The 19,421-nt window shown below is 66.4% G+C and carries 11 protein-coding genes and 1 pseudogene; 2 read left to right on the top strand and 10 right to left on the bottom strand.

The genetic code is table 11. The annotated features are described in order from the left end of the window. The first annotated feature begins 32 nt into the window (after positions 1 to 32). On the top strand, positions 33 to 2,402 hold the full coding sequence (locus ACFQO7_RS32010; RefSeq protein WP_376809879.1) for an FG-GAP-like repeat-containing protein: 2,370 nt from the start codon (positions 33 to 35) through the stop codon (positions 2,400 to 2,402). 248 nt (positions 2,403 to 2,650) lie between these two features. Here the strand turns inward: ACFQO7_RS32010 and ACFQO7_RS32005 are convergent, their stop codons facing one another. The 6 genes and pseudogenes from ACFQO7_RS32005 to ACFQO7_RS31985 all read right to left on the bottom strand — a co-directional run bounded on the left by ACFQO7_RS32005 (position 2,651) and on the right by ACFQO7_RS31985 (position 11,670). Next, complete coding sequence (locus ACFQO7_RS32005) at positions 2,651 to 6,382, bottom strand: S8 family peptidase (RefSeq protein ID WP_376809878.1); 3,732 nt, start codon at positions 6,380 to 6,382, stop codon at positions 2,651 to 2,653. Between the two features lie 424 nt (positions 6,383 to 6,806). Beyond that, the gene (locus tag ACFQO7_RS32000; protein ID WP_376809877.1) at positions 6,807 to 7,517 is read right to left on the bottom strand and encodes a hypothetical protein; all 711 of its coding nucleotides are present in this window, start codon (positions 7,515 to 7,517) and stop codon (positions 6,807 to 6,809) included. A gap of 1,108 nt (positions 7,518 to 8,625) precedes the next feature. Continuing rightward, a pseudogene (locus ACFQO7_RS37785) lies at positions 8,626 to 9,536 on the bottom strand (S8 family serine peptidase); the annotation flags it as partial. Then, positions 9,472 to 10,152: a hypothetical protein gene (locus ACFQO7_RS37780; RefSeq protein ID WP_417281909.1), complete on the bottom strand. Its 681-nt coding sequence runs from the start codon at positions 10,150 to 10,152 to the stop codon at positions 9,472 to 9,474. The pseudogene ACFQO7_RS37785 and the gene ACFQO7_RS37780, both read right to left, overlap by 65 nt. Before the next feature lie 349 nt (positions 10,153 to 10,501). Next, complete coding sequence (locus ACFQO7_RS31990) at positions 10,502 to 11,407, bottom strand: hypothetical protein (protein WP_376809876.1); 906 nt, start codon at positions 11,405 to 11,407, stop codon at positions 10,502 to 10,504. Next, positions 11,407 to 11,670 (bottom strand): PadR family transcriptional regulator, encoded by a 264-nt coding sequence (locus ACFQO7_RS31985; protein ID WP_376809875.1) that lies wholly within the window; start codon positions 11,668 to 11,670, stop codon positions 11,407 to 11,409. The genes ACFQO7_RS31990 and ACFQO7_RS31985 overlap by 1 nt, the downstream gene beginning before the upstream one ends. Before the next feature lie 447 nt (positions 11,671 to 12,117). Between ACFQO7_RS31985 and ACFQO7_RS31980 the strand changes: the two genes are divergently transcribed. Next, complete coding sequence (locus ACFQO7_RS31980; protein WP_376809874.1) at positions 12,118 to 12,930, top strand: alpha-ketoglutarate-dependent dioxygenase AlkB; 813 nt, start codon at positions 12,118 to 12,120, stop codon at positions 12,928 to 12,930. A 312-nt stretch (positions 12,931 to 13,242) separates the two neighbouring features. Here the strand turns inward: ACFQO7_RS31980 and ACFQO7_RS31975 are convergent, their stop codons facing one another. The 4 genes from ACFQO7_RS31975 to ACFQO7_RS31960 form a co-directional block, all read right to left on the bottom strand. Next, a complete protein-coding gene (locus ACFQO7_RS31975; RefSeq protein WP_376809873.1) occupies positions 13,243 to 13,515 on the bottom strand; it encodes a hypothetical protein in 273 nt (90 codons plus the stop codon). 57 nt (positions 13,516 to 13,572) lie between these two features. Then, positions 13,573 to 14,940: a trigger factor gene (gene tig / locus ACFQO7_RS31970; protein ID WP_376809872.1), complete on the bottom strand. Its 1,368-nt coding sequence runs from the start codon at positions 14,938 to 14,940 to the stop codon at positions 13,573 to 13,575. Positions 14,941 to 15,133: 193 nt separating this feature from the next. Next, on the bottom strand, positions 15,134 to 17,437 hold the full coding sequence (locus tag ACFQO7_RS31965) for a TIGR03767 family metallophosphoesterase (RefSeq protein ID WP_376809871.1): 2,304 nt from the start codon (positions 17,435 to 17,437) through the stop codon (positions 15,134 to 15,136). Between the two features lie 355 nt (positions 17,438 to 17,792). Continuing rightward, entirely contained in the window at positions 17,793 to 19,421 is a 1,629-nt protein-coding gene (locus ACFQO7_RS31960) for an FG-GAP repeat domain-containing protein (RefSeq protein ID WP_376809870.1), read from the bottom strand.

Raw genomic sequence — 19,421 nt, 5'->3', positions numbered from 1 at the left:
AGGTGTTGGGTAGGCGACGAAGCCTGAAATTGGTGACCGTTGGTGCGGTGCTCTCGGTCTTGTCCGTCGGTGGTGCGGCCCGGGCTGGCGCCTCGGCGGCGGATGGCGGGGTGGCGGCTGGTCCGACGTATTCGATCACCGCTGACAGTCAGGTTGACCTGTTTGTTCAGGCGGTGTCGGTTCGGGACGCGGTGATCAAGATCGCGGGGAATGTCAATCTGAACCTGAGCGGCAAGCAGGATCTGGCGGTGGCGCCGGGGGTTCAGATCATCGGCGATCAGTCGACGTACCCGAAGGGGCCGCGTTTGTTCACCTCCACGAACCCGACGTACCTGTTCGATATCGGTGACGAGTGGGCTGGGCCGAGCGACAACGTTCGGATCAGTGGGATTCGGTTCGATGGCGGTACGCCTCAGGGGACCGTCAACAGTGTCGCTGTTTCGGTTCGGTCGAGCATCAACGTGGAGATCGATCACAGCGAGTTCTACGGGTGGGGGGTGGGCGTCGAGGTCGTTGATCCTTGGGGGAATCGGATCACGTTGGCGAACGCCTCGACGGTCCATATCCACGACAACTACATGCATGATCTTCAGGTGCAATTCGGTTATGGCGTGGTGACCGGCAAGGGTGCCTCCGCCCTGATCGAGGAGAACGTCTTCTACAACAATCGGCACTCGATCGCCAGCGACGGGAGGGAAGGCTCCGGTTATCTGCTCTATCGGAACCTGATCCTGGCGAACAGTGGGATCAACGCCGACGAGCAGCAGATCGACATGCACGCGGTGAACCATTGCGGCGACGGGCACTGGAACTGTGGCCCGGCCGGTGAGTACATGGACATCCGGTACAACACGATCCAGCACGTCGAGGGCCGTTCGTTCCTGCTGCGCGGGGATCCGTACCATCGCGCTGATGTGGCGTACAACGTGTTCGCGCTGCCCCAGCAGGAGGCGTTGCATCAGAACGAGGGCAACGACATGCTGGTGTGGGGCAACACTTTCAGCCTGAACACGTACAACGACGCGAAGTACTGCGATTTCGATGCCGATGGTCAGACGGATCGGTTCATGGCCACGGGTATCACCTGGTGGTACAAGTCGAGCCTGACCACCCGGTGGACCTATCTGAACCAGTCGACCAAGCGTGCAGGCAGCCTCACGCTGGGCAACGTAACCGGTGACAGCCGCTGCGACATCAGGCACGACGGTGTCACCTTCGACGCGGGCATGAACCCGACCCGGGGAACTGACGTGCTGTGGCGCAAGGTCGATGGAACGAACCCGCTCGTGTGGCAGGTCAACACAGTCGGGCAGGTGCCGGCGTCGAAGAACCCTGGTTCTGCGCTGGCCGGCAGCGATCAGATCCTCGGCACAGGGGACTTCGACGGTGACGGTGACAGTGATGTCATCACCAAATCGACCGATGGGAAGGTCCATCGGGTGCTGATGGACAACGGCCTTGCCTCCTCGAAGGACACGCAGCCCACCTGGATCGGCCCGATCCTGGCCGGCGTCGGGGACTTCGACGGTGACGGCGCCGATGACGTGTTGTGGCGACGGGCCGGGGGCCGGCTGGAGATCTGGTTCTCCGGTATGGCGATCCGCTCCGCCGCGCCGACGTTCAACAACTCGGGCGCGCCGGTGGCCGACAGTATGCAGATCAACGGTGTCGGTGACTTCAACGGTGACGGGTACGCCGACATCCTGTGGCGCGACGCCCAGGGTGATGCCTCGATCTGGTACATGAACGGCGGCAGGTTCGTCAGCTCCCTCACCCACCCGGGTACCGACCCGTTCCACGTCTTCCAGGTCGCGGCGGTGGGCGACTTCAACGCCGACCACCGCGCCGACATCCTGTGGCGGTCCACCGATGGTCGCCTCGTCATCTGGTTCAGTGGCCAAGAGGCGGGCAAGGTGTTCCCCACCTACAAGAACCTGCCCGGGTGGCTGGCCAGCAGCACCTGGCACATCAAGAACGCCGGGGACTTCAACGCCGACGGGCGTGCCGACATCCTCTGGCACAACACCGCCAATGGTCAGGTGTTCATCTGGTTCATGAGCGGCGGCACCTGGCTCGGTGAGGCTTTCCCCGGCAACGACAGCGGGGGTGTATGGAAGATCGAAGGACTCCTCCCGATCCGCAACAGCTTCGCTAACACCCCGCCCCCACCCAGTGGCATCACCGTTGTGGTCCCCAACCTGACCGGCCTCACCGAAACCGAGGCAAGCCAGGCCCTCCGTGACAGGAACCTGCTCACCGGCCTTGTCGGCACGGTCATCGACTGCGGTCTGCTCGACGTCGTCGCCGAGCAGACCCCCAACCCGGGGACCGTAGTCCCCGCCGGAACACGCATCCACATCGACACCGGCGTCGTACCCGCGCCACCGGCCAGCTGCCAGTAACGACAGCAGCACACCAGGGGTGGGACGCCGAACAGCGTCCCACCCCTTCCCATGTCAGCAGGGACGGCAGTGGGTGTACGAGATAGCTGTCAGACGGTGGACTGGCTGCGGGAACAGGTCTGTATGGCGCACGGGCCACCCTCTGGGCGGAGGTTTCACGGTCGATCCGACCGGCCACGCTCAGCGAGGAGCCTTCTCAGAAACGGATGGGCGTCCTTCCCCCGCGGGAAGGACGCCCATCCGTTCTGTCAGCGCAGGTCGTAGGCGCGTACGACGGTCTGGGTGACCGTGTTGCCCACGCCGTCGGTGGCCCGGGTACGCAAGGACACATGGCCAGTCCCCGCCGGAATGTGCGCCGTGTAGGCGTCGCCGCGTCCCGTCACCCGCACCGCCCGCCAGCTCTTGCCCTCGTCGAACGACACCTCGACGACCAGCGTCGTGTGCCGCGGCGCGGGCAGCCCCGCCTGGTGGCGCAGCCCGATCCCGACGGTGTGCGGCCGCCCGCCGACCGAGCCGTTGAGGTCGGCCGGCACCCGGTAGTCGACCTGGAGCAGCGCCAGCGGCCTGCCCTTGTCACCGGACACCGTCGCGGACCGGAAGTCCCACACCGTGTCGGTGTGCGTGGCCCGCGCCCACTCCGCCACCGGCCGTGCCGTGGTCAGCTGGAGCCGGTAGTCGGCTGCTCCGGCCGGCACCGCCACGTCCCGCATGGCGTCGGGCAACTCCGCGACCAGCGTCCCGTCGCGCCACAGCTTGGCTGCGACCTGGTCGGTGAAGTTGCGGAACCCGCCATGGCCGGCGGCGTCGACGAACTCGGGCACCCGCAGCGACAGCTTGTCGCCCAGACGTGTGGAGACCAGACCGTTCGCCGCCGCGGGGCGGACGACCGGCCCGAACCAGGTCTCCCGCGCTTTGCCCGGCCGGTAACTGCGTGGCAGGTCGGTGATGCCGCCGACCAGGATGTCCCCGGTGATCAGCTCATATTCCTGGTGCACCCGGTGGTGCCACACCGCGTCGCCGGCCGACACCCACTCCTCACGCACCGACGGTGTCGGCACGAAACGCGTGGTGTCGTTCCAGGAGAACGTCTGCCACGGCCGCCACGCGAACCGCTGCTCCCGCGTCCACGGCTCGCCGCCGTTGTGCACGTAGCTGGTGTCGATCCGCATCGAGTTCGCGGTTGTCACCCGGTGCACGATCCGCTGCGGGACGCGCCCGTTCTCCACGTGGAAGACGTCGTACAGGTAAGGGCTCACGAGGTTGACGGTCAGCTCGATCGTCGCTCCGGGCCGTCCGGCGCGGGCAAGCAAACGCTGCCCGTCGTCGTTCGCGACGAACATGGCCGGGATCGGCTCGCGCGCACCCAGCGGATTCCATCCCGTCCACGCCGAAATGCCCGCGGGCACGACGATCACGATCGCCACGGCTCCCGCGGCCGCCGCCGCCGCGGTCTGCTCCTGCTCGGTGCGGTCAGGCGCCGCCTCGACCAGTGCCACCGCGTCGCGTACCCGCGCCGCAGCGAGTTCGTCCGGCGTGCCGGTGCCCGCCCGGACCAGTTTGAGCCGCCGCGGTCCGCTGTAGCCGGGTGACTGGTGCAGCAGGTTGATGTCGAGTGGGCCGTCGACACCGTCGACCTTGGTCTGCACCCGCGGCGCAACCAGCTGCCAGCGGGACGAGAACTCGTACGTGCCCGCCCGGACGGGTTTCGTCGGCGTCACGCTCACCTGCTCGATGTCGCTGAGGTGCATCGTTCCGTGGCTGATGCTGCGGCCGTTGGGGAACACACGATGTACGTAGTAGCTGAAGGCGGTCTGCTGCTCGGCCGGCTTGGGCGTCTCGATGCGGATCGGGGTGCCCTTGCGGGCGTCCAGCACGACGGTCATGTCGCGGTCGACCTTGAGCTCCGGGTCGGTGACGAGGGTGTACCGCTCGATGGGCCGCCCGTAGTCGACCAGGCCGTGCAGCAGGTATGAACCCTCTTCGACCTGCACGTCGATGCCATCCTCGTAGAAGAACGTGATGGTGTCGGATCGCCTGCCCTCGCTGTGCAACATCGCCAGCGACACACCGGTGGGCTTGCCGTCCAGGTCGACAGCGCGCAGCGTGACGGTGTGCTTCTGTCCGGCCAGGGTGATGCCGACCGCGGTGCGCAGGGCGACGCCGCCGGGGCCGGTCGCGGTGATGACGCCGCTGTGGGCACCCCGTTCCAGCTTGGCCGGGTCGAGGGTGGCGGTCACCTCGGCGGTGCCGTTCGCCGGGACCGTCACCTGGCTCGCGCCCACGGTCAGCCCGTCTGTCTCGGCCACATCCCGATCGAGGTTGCGCAGTTCGACCGCAAGGTCGAGGGTGACCGGGGCACTGCCGGTATTGGTGAACGTCAGCGTCCGCGTCAGCGGCGGTGCCGACGGGGCGTCGATGACCAGACCGAAGTCGGCGGTGGCGGTGCCGTACACGGTCTGCGTGACGGCCCGGGACACGTCGACCCGGCCCGCGCCCTGTTCGTACACTGTAAGCGACGCGTTGGCGCGAGCAGTGCTGACCAGAGCGTTCTTCAACTGTCCGGCCTTCCAGCCCGGATGGGCCTGGGCAAGAAGCGCGGCCGCGCCGGCCACATGCGGACTGGCCATCGAGGTGCCGGAAGCGGACGTGTGGTTTGCGTCGACCACGGAGCCCATGGACGTGCCTGCCGCGCGGGCCGCCACGATGCCGACACCCGGCGCGGTGATCTCGGGCTTGAGGCCCTCGTCGCCGACGCGCGGACCGCGACTGGAGAAGTTGGCCAGGTTCTCGTTGCGGTCGACAGCCCCGACTGTCAGCGCCGACGCCGCCGCGCCGGGAGAACCCACACTGTATTCGGCACCCTGGTTGCCTGCCGCAATCACGAACAGCGAGCCGCTGGCGGCGGTCAACCGGTCCACCGCCAGGCTCATCGGGTCCTGGCCGTCGGTGGCCTCACTGCCCAGGCTCAGGTTCACCACCTCGGCGCCCTGCTCCACCGCCCACTCCATACCTGCGATGATCCAGGACTCAAAGCCGAAGCCGCCGTCGCTGAGCACCTTGCCCACCAGCAGGTTCGCCCCGGGCGCGACGCCCTTGCGGGTGCCGCCCGAGGCCGCGCCGGAGCCACCGACGGTCGCGGCGACGTGCGTGCCGTGCCCGTGCCGGTCGACGGCGTCGGGGCTGTTGGTGAAGTTGCGGGCCTGCCCGATGCGGCCGGCCAGGTCGGGGTGGTTCGCGTCGACGCCGGTGTCCAGGATCGCCACGTCAATGCCCTTGCCGTCGTAGCCGGCGGCCCAGGCGTCGGGCGCGCCGATCTGCGCGACGCTGCGGTCCAGGTCGGCCTCGACGCGGCCGTCCAGCCAGATCCGCTCGATGCCGCCGCCGAGGCGTCCGCCCTGCGCCGCGCGATCCCGCACGCTGCCCGCCGTGTCAGCCGCGGGCGCGTTGGCACGCCAGAACTCGGCAAGGCCCGCCGGGCTCGCAGTCACCGCCACACCGCCGATGCTCGGCAGGTCGCGCACGGCGGTGATGCCTGCCCTTGCCTGCTTAGCCGCCATGCCGTCCGCGTAGCGCACGATCAGGGGCAGGCCGGTCGCGGAGGTGTCCCCGTATCCGTCCGCGAGCAGGTCCTCGACGTCGAAAAGGTCGGCGTCGAGCGCGCCCGAGACCACGTAGGGCACCGCATCGGATGGCAACACGCGCAGGCCGCCGTCGACCTCCAGCGTATGGAAGGTGATCCGTTCCCGGCCGGGCGCCGGGCGCACCGTGGCGGTGGACCGGCCCCCGCCGGCATCGATCAGCGTGACGACGTCGCCGGTTATCAGGGTGACGCTCTGGGCACCGGCCGACGGGATCGCCGCGGTCCGGTCGGGCGCGGTCGTCGCGGCGGCAGCGGTCTGCTGCGCCGGGCTGACCGCGGTGAAGGTGAGTACGGCCGCCATACCGCCGGCGGCGGTGGCGCGGCCCAGGGGTGACCACATCGTGTGCAGCTCCTCACAATCAACGCCGCTGGCTGCGGCGAAGTTGATCGGATTGTTCAGCGGCGAGGGCCCGCGGTCACTACTGCGAGCACCGCGCAGAAGAGACAATGTCACCAGGTGGACAGAGGCCATCACTGCATCGCAGCCGCCTGACTACACACCGTCAGGTCGGGGTGAGGGTCGCCGGTTCCGACAGGTCGTTCTATTCTTCGCCCTGGGCGGCAGCAGCACCATGCGGAGCACTGCAGGTCCGCAGCAGCCCGAGTCAGCCCGGTGGCATCCTTGTGGCCGACGAGATCGACTATGCGGAAAGGCATGAGCTCCACAGCGAGTTGAACCAAGCGCCGACACGCGCCTTGGACGGCAGCAGTGCGCGGCACCGCAGTCCAGGGCGGTTCCGAGCACCAGCAGCAGTGCTGCGGCATCAACCCGCCCGCCACCAAACGACTGCACAAGTACCGGGAAAACTTCCGCTGCTCAGCGCCACCCTGAATCGGTTTGTCGCGATCACCGCCCAGGCATGCTCCGCACACCTTTCCGGAAATGCCGGGGAGGTTACCAGCGCGAACAAGTCGTCGAATGATTCAGAAAGCACCTCGTCGATGGACTCCGGAAAGCCTGTGGCGGTCAGCTGGACACTCAGCGGCTGCACCTCGCCGACCATGAGCAGTGAATGCAGTTGTGAATCAGTCATGCGGAGCAGATTCGCCGCTCGGTCGCACTGCAACCGCAGCTCGCCAGCCTCCCGCGGCCACGCCGGGCCCAACGCCAACGGCATCGTGGCCAGTGCCGCGATCAGATCGGGAATGTCTCTACGGGGGCGGCCTTGTGCCTTGCCTAGGCAATATGGCACGAACTCCGGAAGACCCATGCCGAACGCCGCCGCAGCCAGCCTCAACCAGAACTCTCTCGGCAGCTCCATGTCCCGACCAGTCTCCTGCGCGAACCAGCCCACGTCCTGCAGGCCATTCATCCACAAATGAAGATAGGCGAACCTTGCGCACTCGGTCAGCTCTTCACCTAGCCCGCTCTCAGAGAGCAGATCTAGCGGGATCAAGGACTGGGCTGCCGCAAGCAACTCCTCGACTGTGCCCTCTGGGGGAAGCGCATGATCCGCTAGCCAGTCAGGAACCATGACTCTCCTACATCACTCACTAACCAGTTGCCCGGCGCTTGGCCATCCACCCTGACACGATGGGCTGAAGCCACACTGAAGGCTCCGCTGCCGCCAGCCTCCGTTCAGGAAGATCGCGTTGCGCCGACCCGGTGCACCTGGTCTATCAAACCGCGTGGATGGCCTGCCGTGGTCACGCAATGCCCGCCGCGAGTGGGCTGCGCTGGCAACAACGGCTCCAGCGCAGCCCACTCGGCATTTCGGGGGCACTCACGGGCCGTGGCCCCCCGACAACCCGATTCATGATCGACGAGATGGAACCAGGACTGTGGGCGACTGGCCGTCACTCCAGGCCTGGAGGCCCCGGCTGCAGCACCGGGCGAAGCCCGCCGAGGGCGAGGTTGCTCTGCGAACGAGTGTCCACACCTGGGAGGTCGACGACCATGGCGAGCCCACCGACGGCGAGCGCGACGAGCATGTGTGCCGCACGCAACTCTCGGGACCCCAGTAGGACTTTGTCATGATTTCAGCCCGCGCGTGGCTTCCGTTGAGGGAACCGGGTTTCGCAGGTCGGGCATGTACCGATGAGTCGGACGAGGATGGCTTGGATCTGAGGCCAGTGCGAGATCCACCAATGCGGCGGTAACCACAATCAGGCACTTCTTTCTTGACCTCGTCCTGGTGGTCGGCGACGAGGTCCCGATGACCGGTTGAGCCTCCAGCAAGGCCGATGCTGGCGCGTCGGTCGGGAAGGCACACCTGGGGTGCTGACTCTAGTCGCGGAGAATGGGGTGCGCCGTGAGGGCGTCTCGTTGCTTGGATGACTTCATGCCGGGAGGGCGTACGGCTGATGCTGACCGCCGCACCGAAGGCCGAGTCTGCGTTGGGGTGGAGCGATCCACCCCAACGTAGACGTTCGCAGGGTCACTGGCGGATTTCGTATGCCCGGATAATGGTTTGATCGACGGTGTTTCCGGAGGCGTCCAGAGCGTGGGCTCGCAGCGAAACGAATCCTGACTGACGCGGGTGTCGCACTAGGAGGAACCTGTGCCCGACAACCGTGATCACCTTCGCCCGCATCCACGTCCGGCCGTCGTCATGGGAGACATCGATGGTGAGCCTGTCGATACGGGTGGCGTCGGAGTCGGCGGTAGGTGACGGTCCGGGTCAGCACCTGGTCGTCATCATGCGGCCACTGCTGGCGGCCGAAGCTGACCGTGGCTGGGCTCGTGGTCACCGTCTGTGTGACCGCTCGGGCAACGTCGACTCGGCCGGCACCCTGAGCGTAGACACCGATGGTCGGGTTCGGGTTCGCGGACGCGATCAGCGCCGACTTGCGCTGGTGCGGGGTCCACTGCGGATGGCGTTGGGTGAGGACAGCGGCCGCGCCTGCCACGTGTGGCGCCGCCATCGACGTGCCCGACATCGCCGTGTACGACTCCCCTGGCTCGCCGGACGAACCGTCTCTTCCTCTGGCCGCTGTGATGTCGACGCCAGGTGCGGTGATCTCAGGCTTCAAAGCCGCGTCACCCACCCGCGGACCGCGGCTGGAGAAGTCGGCCAGTTCATCCGTCTTGGTGACCGCGCCTACCGCCAGGGCGGCGTCGGCGCTCGCCGGGGAGCCTACGGTTGAGTCTGCCGCCCCGGCGTTGCCGGCCGAGATGACGAACAAGGCGCCGTACTGTGCGGTCAGGTCGTTGACGGCCTGTTCCAGGGGTCTGCCCCAGGGCCGTCGGTGCTGCCCAGGCTCATGTTGACCACGTCAGCGCCGGACTCGGCGGCCCATTGCATCCCAGCCAGGATCCACGACTCCCTGCACCCGCCAACAGCGCACACTTTACCGTCGAGCAGGCTGGCACCTGGGGCAACGCCCTTGTACTTGCCGCCGGACGCGGCGCCGCTGCCGGCGATCGTGGACGCGACGTGCGTGCCGTGACCCACATGGTCGAGCGCGTCGTCTGCCTCAGCGGCGAGGTTACGGCGCGAGGTGACCTTGCCCGTCAAGTCCGGATGAGTGGTGTCGATTCCCGTGTCCAGCACCGCTGACGGTGACCCCGGTGCCGTCGAACCCAGCCGACCACGCGCTCGGGGCGCCGATCTGCGCCGTGCTCGCATCCAGCGTGGGCTTACGCAGGCCGTCCAGCCACACCTTCCCCTGGCTGCCGGACTTCACCGCGACTGAGCTGGTCAGCGACTTCCAATAGGCGGCCAGCTTCTCCTTGCCCACCTTAGCGGTGTAACCACGCACTGCGGCGAGTTTGCGGATGGACTTCAGCTCTCTGGGTGCGGCGGCGCTGTCGCCGGTGACACCGGAGACGACCAGCCCAAGGCTTGCGTGCTTGTCGTAGCCCGCTTCCAGCAATGCGGTGACGTCGAACAGGCGCCGATCGAGCCGATCCGAGCGCAGCAAGGGCAGCGCATCAGATGGAATCACGTACCGGTGATCCGCAACGGCATAACGGAGAAAACGCACGCCGTCGCGCGGCGCCACCGCGATATGGCCGCTGCCATATGACGTGACCTGGTCACCGGTGACCAACGTGACCGTGCGCGGCTGGGCCGCCGCCGGCCGGCCCAGCGGCGCGCTCGCGGCGGGCGGTGATGCGGCCGTCGCACCACCCGTTCCCGTACCAGCCGCGAGCAGCGAGACCGCCAACGCGGTAACCATAAGACCGCGTACACGGCGGCCGCCTGACTTGAGGGATGACATCCTTCTCTTCCTTGATCGAGTCCGGGCCGCAGCTGAGGCAGCATCCGGCCACGGGTAAGCCGCTGGGCTTCCGGCGGCAGCGTGAGGTGGTGTTGCAGTCGCGTGGGATTGCCGACCACCTGCCGCAGCGAAGCGAACTGGGGCTTCGGCACGGGTCAGCGTTCGATCTCGGTGGCACGGCAGCGTAGGGGGCGCGGAACGCAGGTGAGCGCTCTGCCGAAATCGTCGCCAACGCCTGGTCGGCGGGTGTGCCGTGCGCACCGCCGGCACACCCGCCGACCATCCATCGATACCGTCACACAGGGTTTTGCGCGAACGCGACATCAGGCGCGCGGTTGCCGGCCCAGTCCGCAGCGTCGATCAGGCTCAGCGAGAACACGGTGCACAGGGTCAAAACGGCAGGCAGTACTCCCACCGCGTCGTGGAGCATGTCGTTGGTTCCGAATACCAGCCCCGGGTCGTATCCGCTGATCGTTGCCGGGTACCACCACAGCGCGTCTTTCCGCGGCGCGGCGTGTGCGTCCAACACCGAGAGAACATTCGCAATGGTGCTGAGCTCCAGGACCATCAAGCCACCGAACGCCGTGACCAGGACGGCCATCAGGCGGCCGCCTTCACGAAGCTTCGCCCGCACCGTGATCAAGCCCATCAGGCCGAGGCACCAGGTCGCTGTGGCGGGAATTGTGGCCAGCAGGCTTTCGCCCAGCGACTCGCCCGCCATCGGGATGGAGGGCACGGTCCAGACAAGGGTGACCGCAGCAGCCAGGGCGAGGGGTACCACCAGGCCAGGCGCCGCGATGAGCCTGGTGCGCCCCATTCGCCGTCCCCACCACAGCGCCAGGAGCGCCACCGGAACCAGCATCGCCGCGCTGGCGATTGCCACCGTCTGATAGCCGGCACCCGGGTCGACATTGTTGAACACCATGATCACGGCGGACAGCGCAACCAGTAGCGCGGCGCCGAAGACAACCGGTGCGGCCATGATGGTGGCCAGCGTAAAGGTGCGCGATCGTGCTTCGGCCATGGTCATCGTCTCCGGTCTCTGAGAAAGTCGGTCGGACAGCGCGCACCAGGCCACGTCGGCCAGATCACGCGCGGGTCGGGGTGAGTGGACGAGCATGTCGGCGACCTCGTCGCCGTAGCGTTCGCGGATCGAGCGCGGGTACACCGCCAGCACCCCGCGAACAAGCCGTGGCGACATCAGGCCACCGCCAGCCGGCGCAGACCTGTACCGGCAACCGCGCGCATCCGTTGCAGCTCCACGTTCAGGGCCGCGCGGCCGATATCGGTGAGCCGGTACGGCTTACGACGGTCCTGGTCCGGTAGCGCCTTGATGTATTCGTGCTCCTCCAAGCGCCGGATCGCGCCGTACAGGGTGCCAGGCCCGGGGCGTTCGCCGACGAGCTCGGCGATGTCGTCCTGCATGGCGTAGCCGTGCTTCGGCCCCGCCGCCAGGCTGATCATGATGAGCACCGCAGGTTCGGAGAACCTGCCGAGCTCGGAAAGTCCATACATGGGGCCCCCTTCCTACGTTCAGCGCTATATCGCTGAACGTAGTATCGCAGCACGTAGTACGCCGATGTCAAGCCCCTGCGCAAGCGGTGCCCCAGCAGGGCACTGTCGAGAACCAGGCGCCCACCTATCGATGGAACACGGCGGAACGGCGAGGCCCGACGCGGCACGCCACTCTGGACGATGGCACGCGTCGTGCCGCAGGAAGGGCGAAACAATGAAAGTTGGCCGCAGACTTACAGACGACACTGACCGCGACCGCATCGATGATCAGCCCGGCGCTGGCCACGACGCCTGAGCCGGGGCCGCTGGCCGGGGCCGAGGTCCGGAGCTTTGATCACGACAAGTGCCTCGACATTCGGCTCCAGGACTCGCGCACAGTCCAGCAGTACACATGCGATGGTGCGATCAACCAGCGATGGGTCTACAGCTACTGGCCGGACAGTAATGACTTCACGTTCTGAAGCCCCTACAACCAGGGGTGCATCTCCGACACGTTCAACTTCTCAACCGAGAGGCGCGAGATCCTTGCCATTCCCGGCTCCTGCGAGACCTCGAACGCCCGGTGGGTTCTCCACTACACAGAGAACAAAAGCCTTCGATCAACCTGCGCTCGATATCGACGCCGAGTCGCGGACAGAGTCGGCGGTGCCGGGACTGCGATACCTCGCCGACTGGCTCAACGCCGATGCCAGCAGGGCCTTGCTCCAGCGCGTTGATTCCGAGCCATGGTCAGCGCAGCTGAGACGGCGCGTCCAGCATTACGGCCACCGGTACGACTACGGCCGCCGCGCCGTGGCCGCGGACCCACAGTCATCCGCTCCGCCGCTCCCGGGATGGGCAGAGGAGCTGAGCATACGCCTGGTGGGTGAGGGTTTGATGGACCAGGTGGCCGAGCAGGTCATCGTCAACGAGTACCAGCCAGGGCAGGGGATCAGTGCACATGTCGACTGCGTGCCGTGCTTCGGCCCAGTGGTCGCCGCCGTCTCCCTCGGGTCGTGGTGTCTCATGGACTTCACGAATCCTGCCGACGGCACGAAGGTCGCAGTGCCGATCGCACCAGGCAGCCTGCTACTCATGACCGGTCCGGCCCGATACACCTGGCGCCACGCGATCGCCGCGCGCAAGAGCGACCCCGGACCGATGGGCAGGATGCTTCGCGTCCGCCGTGTTTCGGTGACCTTCCGTACGGTCCTGCACCCCGGTGAGTAGACCGCGACGCTGATCCGCCGGGTCGACGGCGAGATCTGTCGACCCGGCACGGTTCCACGAGTACGGGTAGGGGCGAGGCCCCACAGGTCTGGGCCTGACCATCGGTCGGTTCAAGGAGCTTAGTTGTTGACCTACAGTGCGACGGTCCCTGGGTCTTTCCACCGTTCACCTGAGGTTTCTGGCGCTTCCGGATCAGGTGTACCAGCTTGCACAAGCGCTGGTGGATACACCGCAAACGCACGTGCGGCACGAACCTACAGGCCCGCGCGAACGAGACCGGCAACCTGCTGTGGATCTCCGGCGCTGCCCGGCTCAACCCACGACCTGAACGCCGCCAGGCAGCACGGCATTGTTGACGCCGCCTTCCGGCACGACGTGCAGCTGTGGGCCGACCGCGGCTGCCAAGGCGAAGCGCCCGCCGTGATCACCCCTGTCAAAGCCGGCAAGAACAAGCCACTGATCCCAGCAGCCGAGGCCTGAACACGCCGCCCGTCGTGCTCCGGGCGAGCGCGCCTTCACCACGTTGAAGTGCTGGCAGATCTTGGCCCGGATCCGCTGCACTGCCGGCAAGACCGGTGCCATCACGCGAGCCATCCTGGCCCTACACCACGCGGCATCGACACCAATCAAGACGAAATGAACTCAGCGTGGTTGTTCCGCATCGTCGTGCGAGCAGCCGATGTCGGGCGTACGAGGCCGCAGATCATCAAAGTCGATAACCTGGCCGTTCGTATCCTTTATGACGACGCTCTGCAGAACCCGCGCGAGAGCCTTGGCCCTCCGCAATTTCGTATACATGGGTGTCAGAGTGTCGCTCTCCATCAGCCGTTCGATGACGTCCTCGGCGTCAAGGTGCGTGGAGGATGCCTGCTGGATCACCTGAGTCGCGAATTCACGTTCGGTCACCTTGATATCCATCGCGTCTACCAGTCCGTCAAGGACGCTCTCGGCCATCAGCCTGTTTCGTGTCCATGCCAGAAACTCCGCGTCGGCGCGGGCCTCAGTCGTCCCCGCGGCGCTGAAGTATTCGGCCAGTGACACCCCTTCGTTGAGTTGATCCTCCAGGTCCTTCTTTCGGTCGGCCAGGGCCTCCTCAAGCATCTCAGCCGGGATCGCCATGCCCCAGATCCGCGCGATCTCCTGTAATGCCAGATCGCGCGCGGCGTACAGCTGCCCTGAGCGCCTGGCGCGGGTAAGGCGTGTCGCCACCGCATCGCGGAGGGCCTCGACGGTGTCAGCACCCGTAGCCGCTACGGCGAACCGGTCGTCCAATGGCGGCAGTTGCCTCTCCGCCACGCTGCTCACGGTGATGGCCAGGTCGGCCTCCTGACCGGCGAGCTCGCCGCCCACAAGCCGCGTCTTGATCGTTTTGCGAGCCCCCGAAACCATGCCCACGACCGCCTCGTCCAAGCCTTGCAGCAGGTGACCTGACCCGACCTCGTGCAGGACGTCGTCAGCCTGACCTCGCTCGACGTCGGCACCGTCCACGGTCGCGGCGAGAGACATCCGCACGAAGTCTCCCGCCTCGGCCGGCCTGGACACCTCGTTCAGGAAGGCGAATCTGGCACGAACGCGCTCGATGTGCTCATCGACCTCGTCGTCAGGCAGCGTGACCGGATCCACCTCGACGACGATGGCGGACAGATCGGGAAGCGCATATTCCGGTGCGAGGTCGACCGTAGCGACGAACCGGAGGAGACGAGGCTCGTCGAGTTCGACGATCTCGACTTCCGCGAAGTTCCGCACGCTGACCTGGTGCTCCCGCACCGCTTCGGCGATGCCGGTGGATATGGCGGCGTCGACGGCCGGGGACAGACTCGCCCGATCCGACCCGCACAGCCGGAAAGGCAGCAGGACTCGCTCCCCGTGCGCTCCGTGCCCGCGCTCCGCGGCGGGACGACCGTCCGGCAGCACATCGTCGACCTCGGACCCGAGCGACATGTGGACCGAGAGCTTCGCCTGCGAAAGGCTGACTACTTCGATGGTGCTTTCCATCCGCGTCTTCTTCATTACTGCCTCCGGTATGTTGCGGGCACAGGGGCATGCGGTCAGCGCTGTCGACGGGGCTCTCGCTGCCAAAGTCACGACGTAGGGGCATGTTCGTAACATCGCCGAACGGCGGGGGCGGGTGACCACCTTCCACCGGATCACCCGCCCCGATCGCGGCACGCTGTGCCGATCGCCGATCCTTAACGATCACGAGCTATTTGCGGCTGCCGTCCCAGACCCCGAGGTACAGGTCCACAGCAGTGCCGGGTTGCACAGCAGTCCCAGCGGCCGGAATCTGCTGTGCCACCTTGTTGCTGTCGAAGTACTCGCCGACCGGAACGGTGCGGATGGGGCCGAGTGGGAGCCCAACCGCTTGGATGGCGGTGGTCGCGGTCGCCCGTGTCTTGCCACGAACGTCCGGCACGGCGATGTTGACCTTGAACGTGAAACTGTTGGCGAACGAGTGGCCGTAGTTGTCGGTGACCGTGAACCCCACCAGGTAGGTGCCGGCTTGGGTGAAGGTGCCCGAAATGATACCTGCGGGTGTCCACGTGAGGCCGGGAGGCAGGTTGGTGAAGGTCCAGGTGAACGGGCCCTGCCCCCTGACCACAGCCGTGTTCGAGTCGGAGAACCACTGCGTGCCGCGCAGGACGGGCACACTGACGCCGTACGAATTAGCGGCGAGCTTCAGCATCGAGAACGGCATCGAAAGCAGCAGCTGCGTGTTGCGGTGGATGAACTTGGACTGGTGGTCGCCGACGCCTTGGAGCTCGTTGGCGGCCACTTGGCGGCCGAGTGCCGCGAGCGCCCTGGGGGTGCTGGTGTCTCCGTTGTAGTTGAGAGGAGCATCAGCGTCGACCATCGTCGTGTAGATCGACAGAACTCCCGCCCCTTCGGTCATCTCGATGATGCGGCTCTGGATCGGCCAGTCGATGTGCGAGGCGGTGTTCACCTCCCAGAAGCCGCCCGGTGTTCCGAATTCCGGCGTCCGCGCGTGCGGCCAGATGTTGTTGCTGTGCTTGTGCCCGTCGACCATCAGCACCACGTTCGGAAAACACAGGAGCAGTCTCCGGAGGTGGTCACCGCCCCAGTAACGCTCCTGCCCGGGCAGGCTGGTGGTGTTGGTCATCGACGACAGCGGGTGGTGACAGTAGATGACGATGAGCTTGTCCTCGACATCGTGGTACTTGTGTATGAACTCCGGAGGCGGGGCGCCGCCGTCGGAAACCGGGTAGTGGATATCGATGTAGTGCGAGCTGTATGCCTTGAGCCGCTCATACAACCACCCATACTGGGTATCGCTGATGGCGCCACGGGGGCCGACCATGTCGGTTCGGGTCGAGTCGAGGCAGATGAACCTGAACAGGTCGTTCGGCTGTGCGGGAATCTCGTAATATGCCTTGTTGCTGCCCGAGGTGAAACCATGCCCGGCCGGTGTACCGGTCGTGTTGAAGTGCTCGGCTATCCAACGCGTCTTGGTCAGCAGGAACCGCGACGGGTCAGCTGTGACGTCACGGCCGGCGAAGCCGCTGGTCAAGCTCCACAGAAACTCCATGTTGTCCGGGTCGTACCACGCGGGATCCGAATCGAGGACGGGGGGCAGCGGCTCCCCGAAGTCGGACGGCTTGAAGGCGCCGACAGCGAGTTCCCGCATGTCGTCGCCGAAGATGGGCATGTGGGCCGGGGCATTGCCTTGCACCAGTGCATCGTGGTTGCCGTACGCCGCATACCAGGGCATGCCGAGGCCCGTGGCGTCGAACTGCCGCCGCGCCGCCGACGGCAGGTTGGGCACATTGGGGTAGCCGGCCTGGAAGTACCGGTCGAGTCGCCCCTCCTGCTCCTGGTAGGCCTTCTGATCAGGATGCCAGTACCGCACGTCGAGCGCGCCGAAGGCTCCGCCGCCCACGCTCTCGTCGTTGCCGAGATCTCCCGAATCCGGGCGCACGAGATTGCCGTCGAGGAGGTCGATGTACCACCGCAGCTCGTTGTACTGCGCGTTGTCGATCATGTCGCCGGTCACGATCGTGAACCTGAGCGGCAGCTGTGTCTTGGGGCCCTTGCCGACGCGCCGGATCGCCCGGCAGATCGAGTCCGTCAACTGGGTCGACAGCATCTCCTGTGCCCGGTAGGCAGCCTTCGTGGGGTAGGAGCCGAAGTGAGGCGCCCCCTGGTTGGCGTATTCGTCAAGCCACTCGACACGCATGGGCGACTGGTCGTCGACGATCTGCATGTCGCTCATCTGCGCAAAGGCGATCAGCGGGCGCTCGACCGGAGCCTTGGTGAGCCCTTCGAGGACGTCCGAACGCAGAATGTGCGGCTCTCCCGGCCCAAGCACGATCGTCTTGAAGGGGCCGCTTGTTCCGTCGATCAGGAGCGTCTGCTCCAGAGTGGTCTTGTAGGGGGGCTCGACGGCGTAAGCGGCGTTGCCGCCACCGCGGACCAGGCCGAGCGGATCAGCGGCTGCTGCCACGGCACCGAGGCCGCCAGCCAAAAGGAGTTTACGACGACTTAGGCTCACAGAATGGCTCCCGCGTCAGATGGACATATCTCGCTCACCTGCGTTCCACCGTGTTCCACCGCCGGATTGCGTCGATGGCACGAAGACTCCGCACGAAGCCCTGATGCGCAGACGCGACCAACTGAATACGTTGACCGATGCAATGGTCGGTGGGGTTGTCTGGGTCTCCGAGGGCCCGGCCCGCTCATCGAACGAGGTTCGTTGCCCGCGAGACACGTCCGTGAGGATGTAAGGCGAAGGATCAGCAGCGATGGCCCGAGTCGCCGGGACCGCGCCGCGCAGGGACCGCAGGCTTTGCTGCCTGCGGTCCCTGCTCACGAGGCCGCCGTAACGGCGTGGCGCACCGGCGGCCTCGCTAGACCGCCGGACCGGGCGGCCGGGTGAGCACTGCCTCCAACTGCCAGACATTGTCGCCGTGGCCCGGGTTCGACTGGCTGACGTAGACGCCATTGATCATGAACCAGATGTAGACCTGCTTGGTCGTCTCGTGCTGCCAGACGATGTCCGAGTGGCCGTCTCTGTTGACGTCGGCGACCGCCTTGACCTTCATCGCCGCCGGGATCGGCCCGCCGGGTGTAGCCGGGAAGAGGTTGACATGACCCTTGCGGGAGATGCCCATCTCACCGTTGACCGACAGCCAGAGAGTGTCGGCGTGCCCGTCGGCATCGAAATCACCGACGCCGGCGATCTGCCAGACGCCCATCTCATCGGTGGTTCCGGGCGTGATCGTGCCGACATGAAGGGCGCCGGACATGTACCAGATCGCGGTCTGACCGTTGGAATGTCTTAGCAGGATGTCGGCACGTCCGTTGCCGTTGAAGTCGCCGGCACCTTTGATCTGCCAGGCCGCGTCCAGCGGCGCGCCCAGGTTGTCGCGGCTGGGCGTGGCGACCCGGTCCTTGGTCCCCGAGAACCAGATTTGGAGCTGGCCGCCGGAAAGCCGCCACAGCACGTCGGCCGACTTGTCGCCGTCGAAGTCCCCGACTCCGCCCACTACCGCACCGACCATCGTGTGCTGGAACGCCGGTGCCCCGACCACACTGCCGTCACGGAGGTAGGTGACCCAGATGCCATGGTCGGCGGCGCGTGTCAGGACGTCGCCGTGTCCATCGCCATTGAAGTCACCGGCTGCGATGACCTGTCCTCCATGCACGGAGGACGTGCTCTTGGTCACCGGAACCTGCCCGACTTCGTTGACCCGCCAGATCAAGGACTGGCTACGGTCGGCCTTGCCCCACAGCACGTCTATCTGCCGTGCCGACGCCGGTCGGTTCAGCACCGGCAGCACCGCGACGGACTGTGCATGGCTCGTGATCGCCATCAGCTTCGTGATCGCCGCGGTAAAGTTGGTGGCTTGGGAGATCGTCACATAGCGCACCTCCTCTCCGTGGAAGGCGACGCAGCGCTGCCGGTACTCCCGGATGCGGCCGCCCTCGCTGACCGGAGTCGCCGTGCAGGCCGGGGTGAGACGCTGGATGTTGGCCGAGTTCGCGGCGGCGATCTGACTCGTCAGGGTCGCGCTCGACAGGTTGAGGCGGCTTCTGGCGATCAGCGCGAGCGGGCCCACGGTGTTCATCGCGAATGCCACGTCGTTGACTGCCGACCTGTCAGAAAACGCATTGATGTACTGCGCCGCCAGATTGGTGCAGAGTGTCGCGTTGGTGGCGAAGCTTTCCAGCAACGTGGTGGACATGACGGGAAGGTTCTCCACGTCGGCGACCGCGGAATTCGTGCACGCCCGCACATCGGCGGCGCCGATCCCATCGACTTCGCTGATGATCGCATCCCTCGCGTCGGCGACCGCGTCCAGGACCCTTTCCGTCGCAAGCTCCAGCTCGGTAGGACCACCTTGGAGGCCCTTGTAGATCTCGTAGGCCTTCTGCGCGTACTCGATCACCTTCCCTGCTTCTTCCAGCGTGAGGGCCTGGGCAGGACTGGCGCCAGCCACGACGACCCCGAGAGTCAATCCGGCGATTGCAGCCAT

Origin of the sequence: Catellatospora aurea (genome assembly GCF_042663325.1) — a bacterium.
Classification (GTDB): Bacteria; Actinomycetota; Actinomycetes; order Mycobacteriales; family Micromonosporaceae; genus Catellatospora; species Catellatospora aurea.
The sequence above is the reverse complement of the archived record's forward strand: the minus strand, read 5'-3'. Positions and strand labels throughout refer to the sequence as shown.

Bases quoted from the DNA above. Each gene is read 5' to 3' on its own strand.
- ACFQO7_RS32005 (WP_376809878.1), bottom strand. From the start codon at position 6,382: ATGTGGTCACCCCTGGGCCGCGCCACCGCCGCCGGCGGTATGGCGGCC.
- ACFQO7_RS32000 (WP_376809877.1), bottom strand. From the start codon at position 7,517: ATGGTTCCTGACTGGCTAGCGGATCATGCGCTTCCCCCAGAGGGCACA.
- ACFQO7_RS31990 (WP_376809876.1), bottom strand. From the start codon at position 11,407: ATGTCGCCACGGCTTGTTCGCGGGGTGCTGGCGGTGTACCCGCGCTCG.
- ACFQO7_RS31985 (WP_376809875.1), bottom strand. From the start codon at position 11,670: ATGATCAGCCTGGCGGCGGGGCCGAAGCACGGCTACGCCATGCAGGAC.
- ACFQO7_RS31980 (WP_376809874.1), top strand. From the start codon at position 12,118: ATGGTGCGATCAACCAGCGATGGGTCTACAGCTACTGGCCGGACAGTA.
- tig (WP_376809872.1), bottom strand. From the start codon at position 14,940: ATGAAGAAGACGCGGATGGAAAGCACCATCGAAGTAGTCAGCCTTTCG.
- ACFQO7_RS31960 (WP_376809870.1), bottom strand. From the start codon at position 19,421: ATGGCTGCAATCGCCGGATTGACTCTCGGGGTCGTCGTGGCTGGCGCC.